This is a genomic window from Azospirillum sp. B21, from assembly GCF_008364825.1.
Lineage (GTDB): Bacteria > Pseudomonadota > Alphaproteobacteria > Azospirillales > Azospirillaceae > Azospirillum.
Genome location: NZ_VTTO01000001.1, coordinates 185,589 through 203,883 on the forward strand (window position 1 = coordinate 185,589; position 18,295 = coordinate 203,883).

At 68.3% G+C, this 18,295-nt stretch carries 16 protein-coding genes; 7 read left to right on the top strand and 9 right to left on the bottom strand.

Features of this window, described 5'->3' with window-relative positions:
• Positions 1 to 118: 118 nt before the first annotated feature.
• The 3 genes from FZ983_RS00875 to cutA form a co-directional block, all read right to left on the bottom strand.
• Complete coding sequence (locus FZ983_RS00875) at positions 119 to 1,030, bottom strand: LysR family transcriptional regulator (RefSeq protein WP_149221761.1); 912 nt, start codon at positions 1,028 to 1,030, stop codon at positions 119 to 121.
• Entirely contained in the window at positions 1,027 to 2,265 is a 1,239-nt protein-coding gene (glp, locus tag FZ983_RS00880; RefSeq protein ID WP_149221762.1) for a gephyrin-like molybdotransferase Glp, read from the bottom strand. The genes FZ983_RS00875 and glp overlap by 4 nt, the downstream gene beginning before the upstream one ends.
• Positions 2,266 to 2,447: 182 nt before the next feature.
• Positions 2,448 to 2,780 (bottom strand): divalent-cation tolerance protein CutA, encoded by a 333-nt coding sequence (gene cutA, locus FZ983_RS00885; protein ID WP_149221763.1) that lies wholly within the window; start codon positions 2,778 to 2,780, stop codon positions 2,448 to 2,450.
• Positions 2,781 to 2,905: 125 nt separating this feature from the next.
• On the opposite strand from cutA, the gene FZ983_RS00890 reads away from it, so the two are divergent.
• Positions 2,906 to 3,223: a hypothetical protein gene (locus FZ983_RS00890; protein WP_149221764.1), complete on the top strand. Its 318-nt coding sequence runs from the start codon at positions 2,906 to 2,908 to the stop codon at positions 3,221 to 3,223.
• Between the two features lie 70 nt (positions 3,224 to 3,293).
• On the opposite strand, the gene FZ983_RS00895 is transcribed toward FZ983_RS00890, so the two are convergent.
• From FZ983_RS00895 to FZ983_RS00915, 5 genes are all read right to left on the bottom strand, one after another.
• Positions 3,294 to 4,493 (bottom strand): hybrid sensor histidine kinase/response regulator, encoded by a 1,200-nt coding sequence (locus tag FZ983_RS00895; RefSeq protein WP_149221765.1) that lies wholly within the window; start codon positions 4,491 to 4,493, stop codon positions 3,294 to 3,296.
• Positions 4,494 to 4,772: 279 nt separating this feature from the next.
• Positions 4,773 to 4,985 carry a DUF1127 domain-containing protein gene (locus FZ983_RS00900; protein WP_149221766.1) on the bottom strand — a complete coding sequence of 71 codons (213 nt, stop codon included), beginning with the start codon at positions 4,983 to 4,985 and terminating at the stop codon, positions 4,773 to 4,775.
• A gap of 218 nt (positions 4,986 to 5,203) precedes the next feature.
• Entirely contained in the window at positions 5,204 to 6,205 is a 1,002-nt protein-coding gene (gene glpX, locus FZ983_RS00905) for a class II fructose-bisphosphatase (RefSeq protein WP_188092220.1), read from the bottom strand.
• Positions 6,206 to 6,297: 92 nt separating this feature from the next.
• Positions 6,298 to 7,602, bottom strand: a complete 1,305-nt coding sequence (locus tag FZ983_RS00910) for a homoserine dehydrogenase (protein ID WP_149221767.1) — start codon at positions 7,600 to 7,602, stop codon at positions 6,298 to 6,300.
• Complete coding sequence (locus FZ983_RS00915) at positions 7,602 to 8,876, bottom strand: LL-diaminopimelate aminotransferase (RefSeq protein ID WP_149221768.1); 1,275 nt, start codon at positions 8,874 to 8,876, stop codon at positions 7,602 to 7,604. Before FZ983_RS00915 ends, FZ983_RS00910 begins: the two co-directional genes overlap by 1 nt.
• A gap of 314 nt (positions 8,877 to 9,190) precedes the next feature.
• Between FZ983_RS00915 and FZ983_RS00920 the strand changes: the two genes are divergently transcribed.
• Positions 9,191 to 11,263 carry a nitrate- and nitrite sensing domain-containing protein gene (locus FZ983_RS00920; protein ID WP_149221769.1) on the top strand — a complete coding sequence of 691 codons (2,073 nt, stop codon included), beginning with the start codon at positions 9,191 to 9,193 and terminating at the stop codon, positions 11,261 to 11,263.
• 54 nt (positions 11,264 to 11,317) lie between these two features.
• Here FZ983_RS00920 and FZ983_RS00925 read toward each other — a convergent pair whose 3' ends face one another.
• Positions 11,318 to 12,442: a response regulator gene (locus tag FZ983_RS00925; RefSeq protein WP_247883514.1), complete on the bottom strand. Its 1,125-nt coding sequence runs from the start codon at positions 12,440 to 12,442 to the stop codon at positions 11,318 to 11,320.
• Positions 12,443 to 12,600: 158 nt separating this feature from the next.
• Between FZ983_RS00925 and FZ983_RS00930 the strand changes: the two genes are divergently transcribed.
• The 5 genes from FZ983_RS00930 (at position 12,601) to FZ983_RS00950 (ending at position 18,288) form a co-directional block, all read left to right on the top strand.
• Positions 12,601 to 13,173: a peroxidase-related enzyme gene (locus tag FZ983_RS00930; protein ID WP_149221770.1), complete on the top strand. Its 573-nt coding sequence runs from the start codon at positions 12,601 to 12,603 to the stop codon at positions 13,171 to 13,173.
• A 57-nt stretch (positions 13,174 to 13,230) separates the two neighbouring features.
• A complete protein-coding gene (sppA, locus tag FZ983_RS00935; RefSeq protein ID WP_149221771.1) occupies positions 13,231 to 14,982 on the top strand; it encodes a signal peptide peptidase SppA in 1,752 nt (583 codons plus the stop codon).
• 69 nt (positions 14,983 to 15,051) lie between these two features.
• On the top strand, positions 15,052 to 16,947 hold the full coding sequence (gene abc-f / locus FZ983_RS00940) for a ribosomal protection-like ABC-F family protein (protein WP_149221772.1): 1,896 nt from the start codon (positions 15,052 to 15,054) through the stop codon (positions 16,945 to 16,947).
• Entirely contained in the window at positions 16,944 to 17,663 is a 720-nt protein-coding gene (locus FZ983_RS00945) for an exopolysaccharide biosynthesis protein (RefSeq protein WP_149221773.1), read from the top strand. The genes abc-f and FZ983_RS00945 overlap by 4 nt, the downstream gene beginning before the upstream one ends.
• A gap of 43 nt (positions 17,664 to 17,706) precedes the next feature.
• Complete coding sequence (locus FZ983_RS00950; protein ID WP_149221774.1) at positions 17,707 to 18,288, top strand: phospholipid methyltransferase; 582 nt, start codon at positions 17,707 to 17,709, stop codon at positions 18,286 to 18,288.
• The last annotated feature ends 7 nt before the right edge of the window (positions 18,289 to 18,295 follow it).

Genomic DNA, 18,295 nt, shown 5'->3' on the forward strand with positions numbered 1-18,295 from the left:
CGATGGCACCTTACGATAGCCCTCCGGGATCTCCCTCTCCCTCCCGGGGAGAGGGTCGGGGTGAGGGGGAAGCACAGGTTGGATTTTCGGGAAAGTGCCGCACCGCGTCCCCCTCACCCTAACCCTCTCCCCGGGAGGGAGAGGGAATATCCCCTACCGCGACGCGCACGAACGCCCGTTCGGCGATGCTGCGGTAGCGGTCGCGGTGGCGCAGCAGATGGAATGGCCGGGCCGGTAAATCCAGCCCCTCCAGCGCGACGATCCGTCCGGCGGCAAGATCCTCCGCGACGATCAGGTCCGACAGAACGCTCGCGCCGATGCCGGCCAATAGCGCGGCCCGGATCACCCCGCCACCCGGCAGCGTCATCGCAACGTCTAGCCCGGCCGGCTCCACCCCCGCGCCGCGCATCGCCACCTCGAACAGTGCGCGCGTGCCGGAGCCGGGTTCGCGCAGGATCCAGCGCCCTGCAGCCAGCGCCTCGCGGTCCACCCGCCCAAGCGCTGCCCAGGGATGGCTACCGCCCACCACCAGCCGCAGCCGGTCGCCCTCGATCGGTTCGCTGACCAGTGCCGGATCGGCCACCGCGCCCTCGGCGATGCCCAGCTCGGCCCGGCCATCCCGCACGGCCTCCGCGACCTGTTCGGTGTTGCCGATGGACAAGTCGACGCGGATGCCCGGATAAGCCTCGGCGAAGCGCAACAGGCGCGGCGGCAGCCAGTGGTTGCCGACCGTCTGGCTGGCTGCCAACCGCAATGATCCGCGCGACAGGCCCGACAGCTCGGCCAGCATGGTGCCGGCCTCTTCCACCTTCGCCAGGATGGCACGGGCCTGACCATGCAGCAGCTGGCCGGCGGCGGTCAGTTCCACCCGGCGGCCGATGCGGTCGAACAGACGCAGGCCGTGCTCCGCCTCCAGCGCGGCGATGGCGGCGCTGACCGCCGGTTGCGACAGGTGCAGCACCTCCGCGGCGCGGGTGAAGTGCAGCATCTCCGCCACCGTGGCGAAGATGCGCAGCTGCTCCAGCGTCACGCGAACAGGCCGGTGAATGGCAGGAAATCGACCAGATCGCCCGGCCGAACGGCGGTTGCCTCGGCCGGCATGTCGACCAGCCCGTCGGCCTCCACCATCGAGGTCAGCACACCGGAGCTGTCGCTGGGAAACTTCACGGCGACCGGCCGGCCGTCTTCGCCACGCTCCAGCCGGGCACGCAGGAACTCGCGGCGGCCGGGCTTCTTGGTGAAGGTGAAGTCGGCGACCACCAGACTGCGCGGCGTGGCGATGCTGGACGCCCCCGACAGGCGCAGAACCAGAGGCCGGCCGACCAGCAGGAAGGTGACCATGGCCGAGACCGGGTTGCCGGGCAGCCCCAGGAAGGGCGTGTCGCCGACCCGGCCCAGCGCCAGTGGCTTTCCCGGCTTGATCGCCAGCGTCCACAGGTCGATGGAGCCAAGTGCGTTGACCGCCGCCTTGACATGGTCCTCCTCGCCCACCGACACGCCGCCGCTGGTGACGATCAGGTCGGCGGTGCCGGCGGCATCGGCCAGCGCCGCGCGGGTGGCCTCCGGCCGGTCGGGCAGGATGCCGAGATCGCGCACCTCCACCCCCAGCGCATCGAGCTGTGCCGCCAGCGTGTAGCGGTTGGCGTCATAAATGGCATGGTCGGGCTTCGGCACCCCCGGCTCCCGCAGCTCGTCACCGGTGGAGAACAGCACCACCGTCAGCCGCTTGCGCACCGTCAGGCTGGAACGGCCGACCGCGGCGGCGAGCCCGACCTCCTGTGCCCGCATCCGCTGGCCGGGGTGCAGAACGACGGCGCCGGCCGTCATGTCCTCTCCCGCCGAACGGATATTGGAGCCCCGCTTCAGCGAGGCCGGGACCAGAACGGCATCGCCGTCCGTCCGGCAATCCTCCTGCATCGCCACCGTATCGACGCCGGCCGGGGCCGGCGCGCCGGTGAAGATGCGCACCGCCTGCCCCGGTCCGACGGTTCCCTCGAACTTGGAGCCCGCCGGCACGCGCCCCACGATGTCGAGGCGCCGGAACCCCTCTCCGGCATCGGCGGCATAGGCCCAACCGTCCATGGCGGACACGTCGGCCGGCGGTACATTGACCGGAGCCATCACCTCCTCCGCCAGCATGCGGCCGAGCGCCTGGCGCAGCGGCACTTCCTCCGTCCCGGTCACGGCGCCGTAGCCCTGCGCGACGCGCGCGACCGCCTCGTCCAGCGACAGGGGGGTGGGGCCGTGTGCGGAGCAATCGTCCATGGTCTCGATGTCCTCGATAAAGGTGTTCGGCGACGCGCCGGTCGGCGTCGGCTATCGCGCTCGCCCGAAGGAGCGGCCAAGTCGCGTCACCGGTACCGTCAACTGCAGCGCGCGACCTTGATCGACGTCAAGATCCTGTTTCGGCATGTGCCGGTTGCGCGCCCCTTCCGCCTCCCGGCCGATCAGGCCGTCTCCACCCGCAGCCAGTCCAGATAGGCGGGATTGCCGCGCCCGACCGCAAGCTCCACCACGCAAGGGGTATCGTAGCTGTGCAGGTCGCGCACGCGGGCGGTCAGACGGTCGAACAGCGAGGATCGGGTCTTGGCGATCAGCACCGCTTCGTCCGCCTGTTCGACAGCGCCGTTCCATCGGTAGACGGAGGTCATGCCGTCCAGCACGTTGGCGCAGGCGGCCAGACGCTCCTCCACCAGGGTGCGGCCGATGCGGAGCGCTTCCTCCCTGGAACCCGCGGTGATGTAGGCGAAGACGAGATGGTCTGTGCCGGTTTCGGGCATGGAAGGGTTCCTCCTTTTCGATGCACCTGCGATGCGCTTTCGCGTAGGATGCCCCCACTTTGCCACAGCCCCCGCCGGGGCCGGCACCCCCCGCCCCATCCCGCTTCCGCAAGAGTTGCCCATCCATGGCCAAGCCCCGCCGTTCCCCGTCCCGCAGCGCCCCGTCAGACGTTCAGGGGGCTTGGCTGCGCCGCGGTCTGAACCAGCCGGGCGGCAAGCTGCCGCTGTTCGACGAACGGGGCCAGCGCGTGAAGAAGGCGACCGTCGAGGCCTGCCTGAAGGCCGGCTGGGCGGAACGCTGGTTCGACAATCCGCTGAAGCCGGACTGGTTGGTCTGCCGCCTGACCGAAGCCGGGCAGGTTGCGCTGAATGGACATGGCGGAAACGAAGAAGCCCCCGCCGATGGGGCGGAGGATGAGGCGCGCCAAGGTGCGCTGATCTGAGATCGATTGGTGGTGCGGCGGCACGACCGCCTCCGCCCTTATCGGACGCCCCCGTTACTGGGCGACCCTGTCACTGGGCGATTTGGGCGACGCCGTCGACGCGCTTGATCCGAAGCAGCCTGTCGACCTCGGCCTGCAGTTGGCGCGGGGTCACGGGCTTGTGCAGCACGGCCACGCCATGGGCGGAGACGTCGGCCAGCGTGTCGATGCCGGTCTCGCCGGTCAGGATCATGGCGGGGATCTCCTCCCCATAACGTTCACGGACGCGGCGGATCACTTCCGTGCCGACACGCCCCTCGCGCAGCCGGTAATCGGCGATGACGATGTCCGGCGCCCGGTCCAGAGCCTCCAGCCGGTCCATCGCCCGGTCGGGGCCGTCCGCCGCGACCACGCGGAATCCCCACTCGGTCAGCACCGTTTGCAGCCCCAGCAGCACCACGGCGTCGTCGTCCACCAGCACCGCCAGCCGCGGCCGGTCGATCACCGGCCGGCGATCCACCCCGCCCGCGCGGGTGGGGATCAGGCGGGCCGGAGCCAGCGGCACCAGCACCCGGAAGGCGGAGCCCTGCCCCTGCACCGAGCGCACCTGTACCGGATGGTCGAGCAGCTGCGACAGCCGCCGCACGATGGCAAGCCCCAGCCCAAGGCCGCGCAGCCGGTCGCGCTCCGGATTGCCGACCTGATGAAACTCCTCGAAGATGCGGTCGAGATGTTCGGGCGGGATGCCGATACCGGTGTCCTGCACCTCGATGGCCAGCCTCTCGCCATCGACCCGGCAGCGGATGCGGATGGCGCCGGCCTCGGTATAGCGCAGGGCGTTGTCGACCAGATTGCGCAACAGCTGCATCAGCAATCCGCGGTCCGTCCGCAGAACGGCCTCGCAGCCCTCCACCCGCCAGACCAGCCCCTTGGCGGTGGCCTGCTCGGCATAGGCGGAATCGAGCGCGTCTGTGATCTCGCTGGCGGCAAACGTGTCCAGCACCGGCGTGACCACGCCCGCCTCCAGCCGGGAAACCTCCAGCAAGCCGTCCAGCAGCCCTTTCATGGTATCCAGCCCCTGGTCGAGCCGGGACAGCAGGTCGCGCCCGTTGTGGTCGCCGACATGGCGGGCCAGGGCCGCGGACAGGAAGAACAGGGCTTGCAGGGGTTGGCGGAGATCGTGGCTGGCCGCGGCGAGGAACTTCGACTTGGCGAGATTGGCGCGCTCGGCCTCCTCCCGGGCGGCGTCGCGCTCCGCTTCCAGCGACTGAAGGCGATGAATGAGACTCATGCGACCACGGCTCTCACGGAGTATTGGGGTTCCCGAAGGCGCCCCGTTTCCATTTTAGAACAGAACCGGGGTTAATGTTAAACTGCATTAACCATAACTCTGCTGCAGCGCGCAACCCCTCCCAGGCATATGTGCCGCATGGGCAGGGTCGATGAAGAAAAGGTTAATGCCTGTGCATATGCGAAAGCCCCGGCAATTTCCCGGGGCTTTCCGCATTCGGGACTCGGATGGACCGCCGGGCGCCAGACGCTTTGGGCAAGCCCTTCGATAGTCCGGCTATCAATAGCCGCGACGAACCGCGTTGTGGATCTCGCCCCGGGTCAGACCGATGTCGGACAGTTCGGCGTCGGACATGTGGTTCAGCTCACTTTCCGCGCGACGAAGTTCAATTCGTTCGCGAACCCAATGAACGACACGTTGAAAGACAGTGCTTCCCTTTGTTCCGACATCAAACAATTCACAGGACGTTGACTGCATCGAAGAGTAGGCCATGATGATCTCCTGCGCTTGGCGCTCTATTACATGAGGCTATTTTGCCTTCCGCACCCGCGAAATCAATGGCAGGGCCTCTGCGGCGCGGCGGCGGCAGACCTGCGCGAATTCGATAGAACCTTCGTAGGCAAATGGAGCCAGATCAAAGCGGGCACAAAAAAACGCGCGGGGGTTTCCCTCCGCGCGTCTTCGAAAACAAAAGCTTGATGCTGTCAGGCTTACTTGACGGCCGGCTTGCGCGACAGGTTGTGGTGCGCCTCGATGTAGCGGACCGTACCCGACTTGGAGCGCATGATGACCGAGTGGGTGTAGGCGCCGCCCGGAACGCGGCGGACACCCTTCAGCATGGCGCCGTCGGTGACACCGGTCGCGGCGAACATGACATTGCCACGCGCCAGCTCGTGCAGGCTGTACTTCTTGTCCAGGTCGGTGACGCCCCACTTGGCGGCACGGGCGCGCTCGTCGTCGTTGCGGAACAGCAGACGGCCCTGGAACTGGCCGCCGATGCAGCGCAGGGCCGCGGCGGCAAGCACGCCTTCCGGGGCACCGCCGGAGCCGACATACATGTCCACACCGGTGCCGGCTTGGCTGGTAGCGATGACGCCCGACACGTCGCCGTCGTTGATCAGCATGATGCGGGCGCCGGCTTCGCGGACGCGGGCGATCAGCTCGGCATGGCGCGGACGGTTCAGGATGCAAACCAGCAGCTCCTGCACCTCGGTGCCCTTGGCGGCGGCCAGCGCCTTCAGGTTGTTGGCCGGCGTCTCGTCCAGGTCGACGATGTTGTCCGGCAGGCCGGCGCCGACGGCGATCTTGTCCATGTACACGTCGGGGGCGTTCAGGAAGCCGCCCTCCTCCGCCATGGCGATCACGGCCAGCGAATTCGGACCGCCGGTGGCGCAGATGGTGGTGCCTTCCAGCGGGTCGAGCGCGATGTCGACCTTCGGACCGGAACCGATGCCGGCACCGACCTTCTCGCCGATGTAGAGCATCGGGGCCTCGTCGCGCTCACCCTCGCCGATCACGACGGTGCCGTCGATGTAGAGCGTGTTGAGCGCCTGGCGCATGGCGTCGACCGCGGCCTGGTCGGCCAGCTTCTCGTCGCCGCGACCCATCAGCAGCGAGGCCGACAGGGCGGCGGCCTCGGTCACGCGGACGGCCTCCAGCGCGAGGTTGCGGTCCATGTGGGACAGATCGACATGCGTAGACGGCGTAGACATCGTGTGCTCCCCCCGACTCTTCGGTCGTATAAGGCTGTGTTCGGTTATTCTGGGAAACGGGGCAGGTCAGGACTGTCCTGTTTGGGAAGGGCTTAGAACTGCTCGATCCGGATCATCCGCGGCGGCTCCAGCACGTTGTCGCTGGCCGCGATGGTCGCAAGCGCGCGCTGCATGGCCGCCTCGTCGGTGTCATGGGTGGTGAGGACCACCGGAACGCCTTCGCCCGGCGAGCGGCCGCGCTGCAGGAACTGCTCCATGGAGACGTTCTGGTCACGCATCGCCGCTGCGATATCCGCTATCACACCGGGGCGGTCCACCACCATCAGGCGGACGTAGTACGACCCGCGGCGGGCTTCCATCGGCGAGGGGGTTGCCGCGCCCAGCCGATCGGCCGGAACGCCGAAAGTGGGCGTAGACCGCCCGCGGGCGATGTCGATCAGGTCGGCGACCACCGCCGACGCGGTCGGCCCGGCACCGGCCCCGCGGCCGACGAACAGAACGCGGTCGGCGAAATCCGCCTGGGCAACCACGGCGTTGAACACGCCGTCGACCGACGCGATCGGCGCGGTCTTCGGCACCATGCAGGGATGGACGCGCTGCTCGACGCCCGCATCGGTGCGACGTGCGATGCCCAGCAGCTTGATGCGGAAGCCCAACTGGTCGGCATAGTCGAAATCGACCGCCGAGACCTGCCGGATGCCTTCGATGTAGACGGAGGAGAAATCGACCGGCGTGCCGAAGGCGACGGAGGCGAGGATCGCCAGCTTGTGGGCGGCATCGACACCGTCGATGTCGAAGCTGGGATCGGCCTCGGCATAACCCAGGGCCTGGGCATCGGCCAGCACGTCGGCGAAGTCGCGGCCGGTGGTCCGCATCTCCGTCAGGATGTAGTTGCAGGTGCCGTTCAGGATGCCGTGGATTTCCGACACGGCATTGGCGGCCAGACCCTCGCGCAGTCCCTTGATGATCGGGATACCGCCGGCCACCGCCGCCTCGAAGGCGACGGTCAGGCCGCGCGATTCGGCCTTCTGCGCGATCTCGGTGCCATGGACCGCCAGCAGAGCCTTGTTCGCGGTGACCACATGCTTGCCGGTCTCCAGCGCGGTGGCGACGGTGTCGCGCGCCGGGCCTTCCGACCCGCCGATCAACTCCACCACCAGATCGGCACCGGCCTGGGCGGCCATGGCGACGGGATCGTCGAACCACTGGACGCGCGACAGGTCGACGCCGCGGTCCTTGCCCTTGGACCGCGCGCTGACCGCGACCACCTCGATCCGGCGGCCGCAGCGCTGTTCGATCAGCGAACCTTGCGTGTCCAGCAGCTTCAGGACACCGGCGCCGACCGTACCAAGGCCGGCGACGGCGATTTTCAGGGGGGCTTGCTGGGCGTTCGGCATCAGGCTTTCGCTTTCTCGGATTCCAAAAGGGCGGCGCGGGCCGCCGGGTCCTTGCTCGCCGCAACGCCGCCGGCGTTGGAACGGAAGAACTCCTTGATGTTGCGGGTCGCCTGACGGATGCGGTGGACGTTCTCCACCATCGCCAGACGGACATGGCCGTCGCCGTATTCGCCGAAACCGATGCCGGGCGCCACCGCGACCTCCGCCTGCTGCAGCAGCAGCTTGGAGAATTCCAGCGAGCCCAGATGGGCGAACTGCGGCGGGATCGGCGCCCAGGCGAACATCGACGCCTTCGGGCTGGGAACCTCCCAGCCGGCGGCGGCCAGCCCCTCGATCATCACGTCGCGGCGCTGCTTGTACATGTCGCGGACCTGCTGCACGCAGTCCTGCGGACCGTTCAGCGCGGCGGCGGCGGCGACCTGGATCGGCGTGAAGGCACCGTAGTCGAGATACGACTTGATGCGGGCCAGCGCGGTGATCAGCGTCTTGTTGCCGGTCGCAAAGCCGATGCGCCAGCCGGCCATCGAATAGGTCTTCGACATCGAGGTGAACTCGACCGCGATCTCGCGCGCTTCCGGGATCTCCAGGATCGACGGCGGCGGGTCGTTGTCGAAGAAGATCTCGGCATAGGCCAGATCGGACAGGATGTAGATGCCGTGCTTGCGGCAGAACTCCACGATCGGGCGGTAGAAGTCCAGCCCGACCACCTCGGCCGTCGGATTCGACGGGTAGTTCAGCACCAGCGCCAGCGGCTTCGGCACGCTGTGGCGCACGGCGCGCTCCAGCATGATCATGAAGCTGTCGATGTCGGTCGACGCCCCATTCTCCATGCCCACCGGCAGGTGGCGCACCGAGGCGCCGGCCAGGATGAAGCCGAAGGGATGGATCGGATAGCTGGGGTTCGGCACCAGGATGATGTCGCCCGGGCTGGTGATCGCCTGGGCGAGGTTCGCCAACCCTTCCTTCGAGCCGATGGTGACGATGCACTCGGTCTCGGGGTCGATGTCGACGTTGAAGCGGCGCTTGTAATATGCGGCATGGGCCTTGCGCAGGCCGGGGATGCCGCGGGAGTTCGAGTAGCGGTGCGTCTTCGGATCGCGCACGGCCTCGACCAGCTTGTCGACGATGTGCTGCGGGGTCGCCTGGTCGGGATTGCCCATGCCGAGGTCGATGATGTCGGCGCCGTTGGCCCTAGCTCGCGCCTTCATCGCGTTCACTTCGGCGAAGACGTAGGGCGGCAGGCGCTTGATGCGATGGAATTCGTTGTTCGACATGGACGCTCCGGAAGACCGCTCCGGTCACGCCACGAACCCAAGAGACCTGCGGACCGGGACTGACGTTCTACCGCCCTGACGCGACGGAAGCGAGGCAAATTTCGCGGGATGCGCGGCAGGGACGGTGCTTTCGCCGCAAGCCGCCGCGCAAGCGCCGGAAAGGCGGCACGGAAGAGCGACCAATCAATTCCCTCAACTATGTCGTGGTTAAACCTAACTGTGCCTTAACTCATTAGCCTTCATATTACTAAGGTCGGGTGCGTCGCAGAAGCGCCCAAACGCGACCAGACGGTCCCGTCTGCTGGAGATGTGAGATGGTTTCGCTTTTGAAGGCCGCCGACGGCCTCCTCGGCAATATGCGCGTCATGCGGAAGCTGGCGCTCGCCCTGTCCATTCCGATGGCGGGCGTGGTCGTGACATCGTCGCTGCTGGTGTGGGACCAGTTGCAGGCGAGCCGACGCGCCGACGATCTGGCGTCCGTCACCCGCCTGTCGGTCGGCATGACCAGCCTCGTGCACGAACTGCAGAAGGAGCGCGGGTCGTCGTCGGTGTTCCTCAGCGGAAAGCTGGACGAGGACCGCCGGCGGATGGAGACGGTGCGGACCGCATCGGACGGCAAGCTGGCGAACCTGATGCCGCAATTCGCCGCCGTGCGCATCCGCGATCCCCATGTGGCTGCGGCGATGAACACCGCCCGCGACGCATTGTCGCAGCTGACTGGCCTGCGCAGCGGCGTGAACGCCATGACCCAGTCACCCTTGGAGACCGTGGCGAGCTACACCGTCATGATCCGCAAGCTGCTGGACGCCGCCAGCCAAGCCCGCAGCATGTCCAACGACGGCGACCAGCTGCGCGCCGCCGACGCCATGGTCTCCCTGTCGGAGGCGAAGGAACGCTTGGGCCAGCAGCGGGCGGTCGGCGGCGCCGCCTTCCGCAAGGACCGGTTCCCGGCCGACGCGCATGAACGCTTCATCGAACTGAACGGCGAATACAAGGCGTTGATGTCCGGCCTGAAGGCCAAGCTGACGGCGGAAGAAGCCGCCTTCTTCGACCGCACCTTCACCGGCGGCGTCGTTGAAGAGGTGGAACGGATGCGCCGCATCGGCGTCGCCTCCGCCTATGGCGCCGGAAACCAGGGGGTGGATGCCGGCAAGTGGTTCGACACCATCACCGTTACCATCGACATGCTGCGCACCGTTGAAACGCGGGTGGCCGACAACCTGATCGTCCTTGCCAACCGGGACGTGCGGGACTCGATGGCCCGCCTCACCGGCGTCATCATCGGGGTGGCCGTGCTGCTGGTGGCGATGACGCTGATCGCCATTCTGGTCGCCCGCAACATCACCCGTCCGATCGCCCGCCTGAACTCGGACATGGCGCGAATGGAGGCGGGCGAGCGCGAGCTGACCATCGCCGGGGCCGAACGCGCCGACGAGTTGGGCGCCATGGCCCGCCGCCTGGACCAGTTCCGTCTCAGCCTCGCCGAGGCCGACCGGCTCGCCGCGGAACAGCAGCGGCAACAGGACGAGCGCCTGCGCGAGGCGGAGCGGCTGGAACGGCTGGTGGAGGAGTTCGACCGCCACATCGAATCGGTGGCCGAACGGCTGGCCGGCGCGGCCAGCGGCCTCCGCGGAAACGCCGAGCAGATGAGCCGCATCGCCTCCGACACCGAAGATCACGTGCTGTCGGTCGCCCGCGCGTCCGAAGGGGCGTCCAGCAACGTCCAAGCCGTGGCCGCCGCGACGGAGGAGCTGACCGCCTCCATCGCCGAGATCGGGCGCCAGATGGCGGGTTCCACCGATATGGCGGAACGCGCGGTCACCGACGTGCGCCACACCGCCGGCGTGATCGCCGATCTCAGCGACGCCGCGCAGCAGGTGGGCGAGATCGTGCGGATGATCACCGACATCGCCAGCCAGACCAATCTTCTCGCCCTCAATGCCACCATCGAGGCGGCACGGGCCGGCGAGGCCGGCAAGGGCTTCGCCGTCGTGGCGAGCGAGGTGAAGCAACTCGCCAGCCAGACGGCCAAGGCGACGGACGACATCACCGCGAAGGTCGCCGAGATCCAGTCCGCCACCAGCCAGACCGTGCAGGCCATCGGCGGCATCGGCACCATCGTCACCCGCATCGAGGAGAACATCTCCGCCGTCGCCGCCGCGGTGGAGGAACAGAACGCCGCAACCGCGGAAATCGGCCGCAACGTCCGTCAGGCGGCAGACGGCACCGACCAGGTCTCCCACAACGCCGCCCTGGTCAGCACCGAGGCCGGCCGCGCCGGAAGCATGGCGAAGGAGGTTCTGGCGATGGCCGACGCCCTCAAGCAGAACGCCGACAGCCTGCGCAGCGACGTGACGAACTTCATCGGGCAGATCCGGACGGCGTGAGGGGATGGGCGGGGTTGGGCGACCATGGTGAAGGCTCGTCGCTGACGGACGATCTCACCCCCGCCCCACCTCCGTCGCCTTGGCGTATTTCCGCTTCGCCACCTCCAGCGACGCCAGAAGCTGCTGCCCGGTCGCGCCGCCGTCGCCACTGACGCGGCCGGTCATCACCGCCTTGATCGCGTCCACATGGGCCTTGAACAGCAGGTGCTCGTTGGCGGTCACCGCGGTCAGGCCGCCGCGGGTGGCCTCGTAGAGCGACTTGGCGATGTGGGTGATCAGCGGATAGCCGAAGATGCCGCCCTGGCCGCGCATCTCGTGGGCCGAGCGGTTGACCTGGGCCAGCAGGCCGGACACGGCATCCGGTTCCCGCGGCAGACGGTCGACGCGACGGCCCATCTCCTCAACCTCCGCCCCGATCCAGACGGCATAATCGCCGGCCCGGTTAAGGATTTCCTCCTCCGCGGCGGCCAGCACTTCCGGCGGCAGGGTGGGCACCGGGTCGCGCGGGGCGATGCCGACCTTGGCGCCCAGCCGGTTGGGCAGGTCGAAATAGATGACCGGGAAGCGGTCGATCCCGCGCGCCTTCGACGCACTGTGCACCACCAGGATGTCCGACGGCGCAGTCGTCCGGCAATCCATGGCGACCGGCTTGTCGGCGCGGCGGCGGTCCGGTCCGAAATACCCCTTGGCCAGAACGAAGCGGCGCGGCCGGGCTATGGCGAACAGCAACCGGCTGGCGATGATGTGCGCGGAGAAGGGCTTGGCGATGAAGTCGGTGGCGCCAAGGTCGCGGGCCTGTTCCACATACTGGCGGTCGGCCGCGCCCGACAGCATCAGGACCGGCAGGAACTTGTCGGGGCTTTTCGGGCTGTAGCGGATCCAGCGCAGCAGCATCAGCCCGTTGACCTCGGGCATCACCAGATCGGACAGGATCAGGTCGACCGGGGCGGTCCCCGGCGGCAGGGCGGCGCGCCGTTCCTCAAGCCAGCGAATGGCGTCGGCGCCGCTCGCCACCCCTTCCACCCGGCCGATGCCGATGGTGCGCAGGGTGGCGGTCAGGACCGCGCGGATGAAGCTGCTGTCCTCCACCACAAGGACGGACAGAAGATCGAGCTTCGGCTGGGTCATCGCCATCTGGTTGGCGCCATCTGCTTGGTAGAGCGGGCCATATCCCCGCATTCAGTACCCCTTCTTCTTGCACAGCCACGCAGCGTTGGCGAGAGACAAGCGCACAGGACAACCCGCCGGATTCAGGCCGCACGAGACAGAAGGCGCGGCGGCGGTTACCCTCCGCCGGGCAAACAGACGCACCAACCAACAACGAGAGGAATCGCCCGATGCCGCAGCCCGATCACGTCATGGCCCTGCCCCTGCCGGAAAAGCCGGACCTCGACCCCGACATGCAGGCGCTGTTCGACAAATGCGTGGAAAAGCTGGGCTTCGTTCCCAACGTGCTCCAGGCCTACAGCCTGCGGCCAAAGAAGCTGCGCAACTTCGCCATGCTCTACAACGAGCTGATGCTGGGCGAGAGCGGCCTCAGCAAGCTGGAGCGCGAGATGATCGCGGTCGTCGTGTCTTCGGCCAACCATTGCTATTACTGCCTCGTAGCCCACGGGCAGGCTGTGCGCAAGCTGTCGGGCGACCCGGAGTTGGGCGAGGTGCTGGTCGCGAATTATCGCGTCGCCACGCTGGAACCGCGCCAGCGCGCCATGCTCGACTTCGCCTGGAAGCTGACGAAGGAGCCGATGGCGGTGGGCGAGCCGGACCGCGAGGCCCTGCGCGCCGTCGGATTCAGCGCGGAGGACATCTTCGACATTGCCGATACGGTCGGCTTCTACAACATGTCCAACCGTGTCGCGACCGCGGTGGACATGATCCCCAACCGCGAGTACCACAGCCAGGACCGTTAACGCTGGGTTTCCAGCGTCGTTCGTCCGGCACCACCGAGGCCACACAGGGTTGGAATCATGAGGATCGTCCGCTTCTTCGTGCGACTGTTCGCCGTCATCGGCTTCCTGCTGGTGGCCGGGGCGGTGGCGGTGGTGGTGCTGGCCGTCCGCCACGAACCCGCCCTGCCAGACGCGGTGGTGCTGGAACTCGACCTGACCAAGCCGTTGGCCGAGAGCGAAAGCGGCAGGATCGGCAGCTTCTTCGAACACAAGACGACCCTGCGCGAGGTGCTCGACGCGCTGGACGGCGGCCGGCGCGATCCCAAGGTGAAGGGCGTGCTGGCCCGCTTCAGCGACGACAGCATCGGTTTCGCCCAGACCCAGGAACTGCGGGCGGCCATCGAGCGTTTCCGCGCCTCCGGCCGCTTCGCCGTCGCCTTCGCGGAGGAGTATGGCGGGGGTGGGCCGGGCAACCGCTCCTACCTGCTGGCCAGCGCCTTCGACGAGGTGTGGCTGCAGCCGCTGGGCACGCTGGGTATCACCGGCCTGTCGGCGGAACTGCCCTTCGCCCGTGACGCCTTCGACCAGTTGGGCGTGCAGCCGCAATTCGCCCAGCGCGAGGAATACAAGAGCTTCGCCGAGACATTCACCAAGTCCGGCATGACCCCGGCCAACCGCCAGATGATGGAGGCGCTGGTCGCCGACCTCACCAACCAGATGGTCGAGGGCATCGCCACCAGCAGGCGCCTCGCCCCCGCCGCGGTGCGGACCGCCATGGACAATGCCCCGTTGCTCAGCCGCGAGGCACTGGACCAGAAGCTCGTCGACCGGCTCGGCTATGCCGACGAGGCGCGTGACGCGGCGCTGAAGCGTGCCGGTGCCGGGGCGGAGCTGGTGGAGCCGTTCGATTACCTGTCTGTGGCCGGGGGTCCCCACGACAGCGGCCCGACCATCGCGCTGATCCACGCCGTCGGCACCATCACCGGCGGCAAGAGCGAAAAGCCGGCGCTGGGCGAGGTCGCCGCCGGGTCGGAGACCATCGTGGAAGCCATCGAGGAGGCGGCCGACGATCCGGAAGTGCGCGCCATCCTGTTCCGCATCGACAGCGGCGGCGGTTCCGTCTCGGCGTCGGAGGCGATCCGGCGGGCGCTGGTCAAGGCGCGCCAGAACGGCAAGCCGGTGATCGCCAGCATGGGCGACGCCGCCGCATCGGGCGGCTATTGGATCGCGCTGGCGGCCGACCGCATCGTCGCATCGCCCGCCACCGTCACCGGCTCGATCGGCGTCGTCGCCGGCAAGTTCGGTGTCGCCGGCCTGTCCGACAAGCTGGGCGTCCATTGGGACCGCGTGCAGGGCGCCCGCAACGCCGGCCTGTGGTCGCCCGTGCGCCCCTTCGACGACAGCGGGACAGAGCGGCTGAACGCCATCATCGACGACACCTACGCCAATTTCCTGCAGCGGGTTGCGGAAGCCCGCCGGATGTCGCCGGACCAGGCGCGCAACGTCGCCAAGGGGCGGGTGTGGACAGGTGCGCAGGCGCGCGAGCTCGGCCTCGTCGACGAGTTGGGCGGGCAGGAACAGGCTTTGACGCTTGCCCGCACCGCCGCCGGCCTGTCCCCGGACGCCGCGGTGACGCTGACCCCCTTCCCGCCGCCGAAGTCCGTCACCGACCAGCTGATGGAGCTGATGTCCGGCCGCGGCGAACTGGTCGGCGCCCTGGCCGCGGTGGCGGAACTGCGCCCCCTGCTGGCCCAGCTGCGCCCGCTGATCGCGGCCGTCCAGGGCGACGGCGTCCAGGCCCGCATGCCGGCGATGACGATGGAACGCTGAGGACAAAGCCGTGCCAACCGGCGGGGCCCGCTTCAATTCCGCGGGTCCCCGTGCTACATCCTCGCCGCTATGCTGCACATCAATGACCTGACCTTCCGCTTCGGCGGCCGAGTGTTGTTCGACCACGCGACCGCGGTCGTGCCCAAGGGGCACCGCGTTGCGCTGGTCGGCCGCAACGGCACCGGCAAATCAACCCTGCTGAAGCTGATCTCGGGCCAGCTGCAGACCGATGCCGGCGCGGTCACGCTGCCGGCCGGCATGCGGATGGGCATGGTGGCGCAGGAGGCCCCCAGCGGCCCCACGACCCTGATCGATGCCGTCCTGGCCGCCGACACCGAGCGCACCGCCCTGCTCGCGGAAGCGGAAACGGCGACCGACCCGATGCGCATCGGCGAGATCCACGCGCGCCTCGCCGACATCGAAGCGCATTCCGCCCCGTCGCGCGCGGCACAGGTTCTCTCCGGCCTGGGTTTCGACGCCGAGGCGCAGCAACGGCCCTGCTCCGACTTCTCCGGTGGCTGGCGGATGCGCGTGGCGCTGGCCGGCGTTCTGTTCTCCCGCCCCGACCTGCTGCTACTCGACGAGCCGACCAACCACCTCGACCTCGAAGCCACCATCTGGCTCGAGGGCTATCTGAAGAACTACCCGCACACCATCCTGCTGGTCAGCCACGACCGCGAGTTGCTGAACGCGGTGCCCACCACGACGATCCACATCGACCAGGGCAAGCTCGTCACCTACAGCGGCAATTACGACCAGTTCCTGGCCCAGCGCCGCGCCAACCAGGAGCGTCTCGCCTCCATGGCCGCCAAGCAGGAGGCGCGCCGCAAACACATGATGTCCTACGTCGACCGCTTCCGCTTCAAGGCCAGCAAGGCCCGACAGGCGCAGAGCCGCCTGAAGCTGCTGGAGAGGATGGAGTCGATCACGCTGATGGAGGACGATCCCGAGGTCGTCTTCAACTTCCCGCCGCCCGACGAGCTGGCGCCGCCGCTGATCGCGCTGGAGGGGGTCAGCATCGGCTATGGCGACAAGGTGATCCTGCGCCGCGTCAACCTGCGCATCGACATGGAGGACCGCATCGGCCTCTTGGGTGCCAACGGCAACGGCAAGTCGACTCTGGTCAAGCTGCTGGCCAACCGCTTGGCCCCGATGGCCGGCGAGATGCGGCGGTCGTCCAAGCTGCGCATCGGCTATTTCGCCCAGCATCAGGCCGAGGAGCTGGACCTGTCGCTGACGCCGATCCAGCAGACCCAGCGCATCATGCCGCTGGCGCTGGAGGAGAAGGTCCGCGCCCATCTGGGCCGCTTCGGCTTCCCCCAGGCGAAGGCGGAGACCAAGATCGCCAGCCTGTCGGGCGGCGAGAAGGCACGCCTCCTGTTGGCGCTGATGAGCCGGGAAGTCCCGCACATCCTGATGCTGGACGAACCGACCAACCATCTGGACATCGACAGCCGCGAAGCCCTGATCGAGGCGATCAACGACTTCCCCGGCGCGGTCATCATCATCAGCCACGACCCGCACCTGATCGAGATGACCGTCGACAGGCTTCTGCTGGTCGCCGACGGCACGGTGCAGGCCTATGACGGCGACCTGGACGATTACCGCCGCTACCTGCTGGACCGCGCCAAGGCGGACCGTGCGGTCGCGAAGGGCGGCCTGGACCGCGATGCCGGCCCGAACAAGAAGGACCAGCGCCGCGCCGCCGCCGAGGCGCGCACCGCCCTCGCCCCGCTGAAGCGCAAGGCGACCGACGCGGAAGCCCTGGTGACCAAGCTGAGCGAGGAAAAGCGCAAGATCGAGGCGAAGATGGCCGATCCGACCCTCTACACCGGCCCGTCGGACAAGCTGACGAAGCTGCAGATCGATCTCGGCACGGTGGAGAAGAAGCTGGCGACCGCCGAGGAAAGCTGGCTGGAGGCGCTCGAAGCCTACGAGAGTGCCGCGGCGGAGGCCGGCGTTTGAACGCCCGCCGGCACATCGACGACGCCGACAGCGGCACGTTCGAAAGCGAGGCGCTGGAACGCGACGCGCAGCCGGACGGCGCCATCGCCCTGCCCGCGGCCTGCGCCGAGGTGGAGGAGGAACGCACCTCCGACGTGCTGGCCCGCTTCCGCGCCAATTTGCCGCCGGGACGGGTCACTTTGGGCGACCTGATCCGGGCACTGGGCGACCGGTCGCTCGGTACCATCCTGCTTGCCCTGTCGCTGCCCACCATCGCCCCGGTGCCGCTGGGCGTGTCCTGCCTGTTCGACCTGCCCATCGTGCTCTACACCGCCCAACTCGCCTTCGGCCGGCGCGGGGCGGGGTTGCCCGACTGGCTTCTGCGCCGCTCCATCGGCACCGGTCTGGCCGCCCGCACGCTGGATGCCGCCATGCCGCGGCTGGTGTGGATCGAACGGATGCTGAAGCCGCGGCTCCATCGCCTCGCCCGCATCGACCAGGAGCGCTGGTTCGGGCTGCTGCTGTTCATCCTGACGCTGACCTGCATCATCCCGCTGCCGCTGACCGGCTGGCTGCCGGGCTTCGCGCTGGTGCTGATCTCCCTGGGCCTGATCGAGCGCGACGGCGGCGCCATCGGAGTCGGGTTGGGGCTGACGGTGGGCGCACTGGTGTTTCTGACGCTGGTGGCGAGCAGCCTGTCATACGCAGGTCACCAACTTCTGGCAGCAACGCTGTAGCAGGGCGGTCGCCGACGGGCCGTCCCGACACAGGGAGGCTCCGATGACCCAAACGGCACCCGCCCCGCTTTCCGAATCCTGGCTGTTCTTCCGCCGCTGGCTGGCCGATCCCTGGGCGATGGGATCGATCGCCCCATCCTCCCGGTCCCTGCGCCGCCGCATCACCCGCGAGATCCGCTGCGACGCGGACGAGGTGGTGGTGGAGTTCGGCGGCGGCACCGGTCCCATCACCGCCGCGATCCTCGACTCCGGCATCCCGGCGGACCGGCTGTTCAGCTTCGAGATCGACCGGGACCTTGCCGGCCATCTGCGGAAGCGCTGCCCTGCCGTCACCGTCTTCGCCGACGATTGCCGCAAGGCGCCGGACCTGTTGGGCGAATCGCTGTGCGGCAAGGTGGGAACGGTGGTGATCGGCATCCCGATGATCACCTTTCCGCTCGCCTTCCAGCGCGAGGTGCTGGACGCAACCTTCCGCATCCTGCGTCCCGGCGGGCGCTTCCTGCTCTACAGCTTCATGCCACACTCACCCCTGGACCGGGCGGCGCTGGGTCTGCAGGGCCGCAGGCTGGGCTTCACCCTGCGGAACCTGCCGCCCGCATCCGTCTGGGGCTATTGGCGGGCCTGACGGCCGA

What these genes read in the sequence shown, in the direction of transcription:
- glp (WP_149221762.1), bottom strand. Translation starts at nt 2,265, where the DNA reads ATGGACGATTGCTCCGCACACGGCCCCACCCCCCTGTCGCTGGACGAG.
- cutA (WP_149221763.1), bottom strand. Translation starts at nt 2,780, where the DNA reads ATGCCCGAAACCGGCACAGACCATCTCGTCTTCGCCTACATCACCGCG.
- FZ983_RS00890 (WP_149221764.1), top strand. Translation starts at nt 2,906, where the DNA reads ATGGCCAAGCCCCGCCGTTCCCCGTCCCGCAGCGCCCCGTCAGACGTT.
- FZ983_RS00895 (WP_149221765.1), bottom strand. Translation starts at nt 4,493, where the DNA reads ATGAGTCTCATTCATCGCCTTCAGTCGCTGGAAGCGGAGCGCGACGCC.
- FZ983_RS00900 (WP_149221766.1), bottom strand. Translation starts at nt 4,985, where the DNA reads ATGGCCTACTCTTCGATGCAGTCAACGTCCTGTGAATTGTTTGATGTC.
- glpX (WP_188092220.1), bottom strand. Translation starts at nt 6,205, where the DNA reads ATGTCTACGCCGTCTACGCATGTCGATCTGTCCCACATGGACCGCAAC.
- FZ983_RS00910 (WP_149221767.1), bottom strand. Translation starts at nt 7,602, where the DNA reads ATGCCGAACGCCCAGCAAGCCCCCCTGAAAATCGCCGTCGCCGGCCTT.
- FZ983_RS00915 (WP_149221768.1), bottom strand. Translation starts at nt 8,876, where the DNA reads ATGTCGAACAACGAATTCCATCGCATCAAGCGCCTGCCGCCCTACGTC.
- FZ983_RS00920 (WP_149221769.1), top strand. Translation starts at nt 9,191, where the DNA reads ATGGTTTCGCTTTTGAAGGCCGCCGACGGCCTCCTCGGCAATATGCGC.
- FZ983_RS00925 (WP_247883514.1), bottom strand. Translation starts at nt 12,442, where the DNA reads ATGCGGGGATATGGCCCGCTCTACCAAGCAGATGGCGCCAACCAGATG.
- FZ983_RS00930 (WP_149221770.1), top strand. Translation starts at nt 12,601, where the DNA reads ATGCCGCAGCCCGATCACGTCATGGCCCTGCCCCTGCCGGAAAAGCCG.
- sppA (WP_149221771.1), top strand. Translation starts at nt 13,231, where the DNA reads ATGAGGATCGTCCGCTTCTTCGTGCGACTGTTCGCCGTCATCGGCTTC.
- abc-f (WP_149221772.1), top strand. Translation starts at nt 15,052, where the DNA reads ATGCTGCACATCAATGACCTGACCTTCCGCTTCGGCGGCCGAGTGTTG.
- FZ983_RS00950 (WP_149221774.1), top strand. Translation starts at nt 17,707, where the DNA reads ATGACCCAAACGGCACCCGCCCCGCTTTCCGAATCCTGGCTGTTCTTC.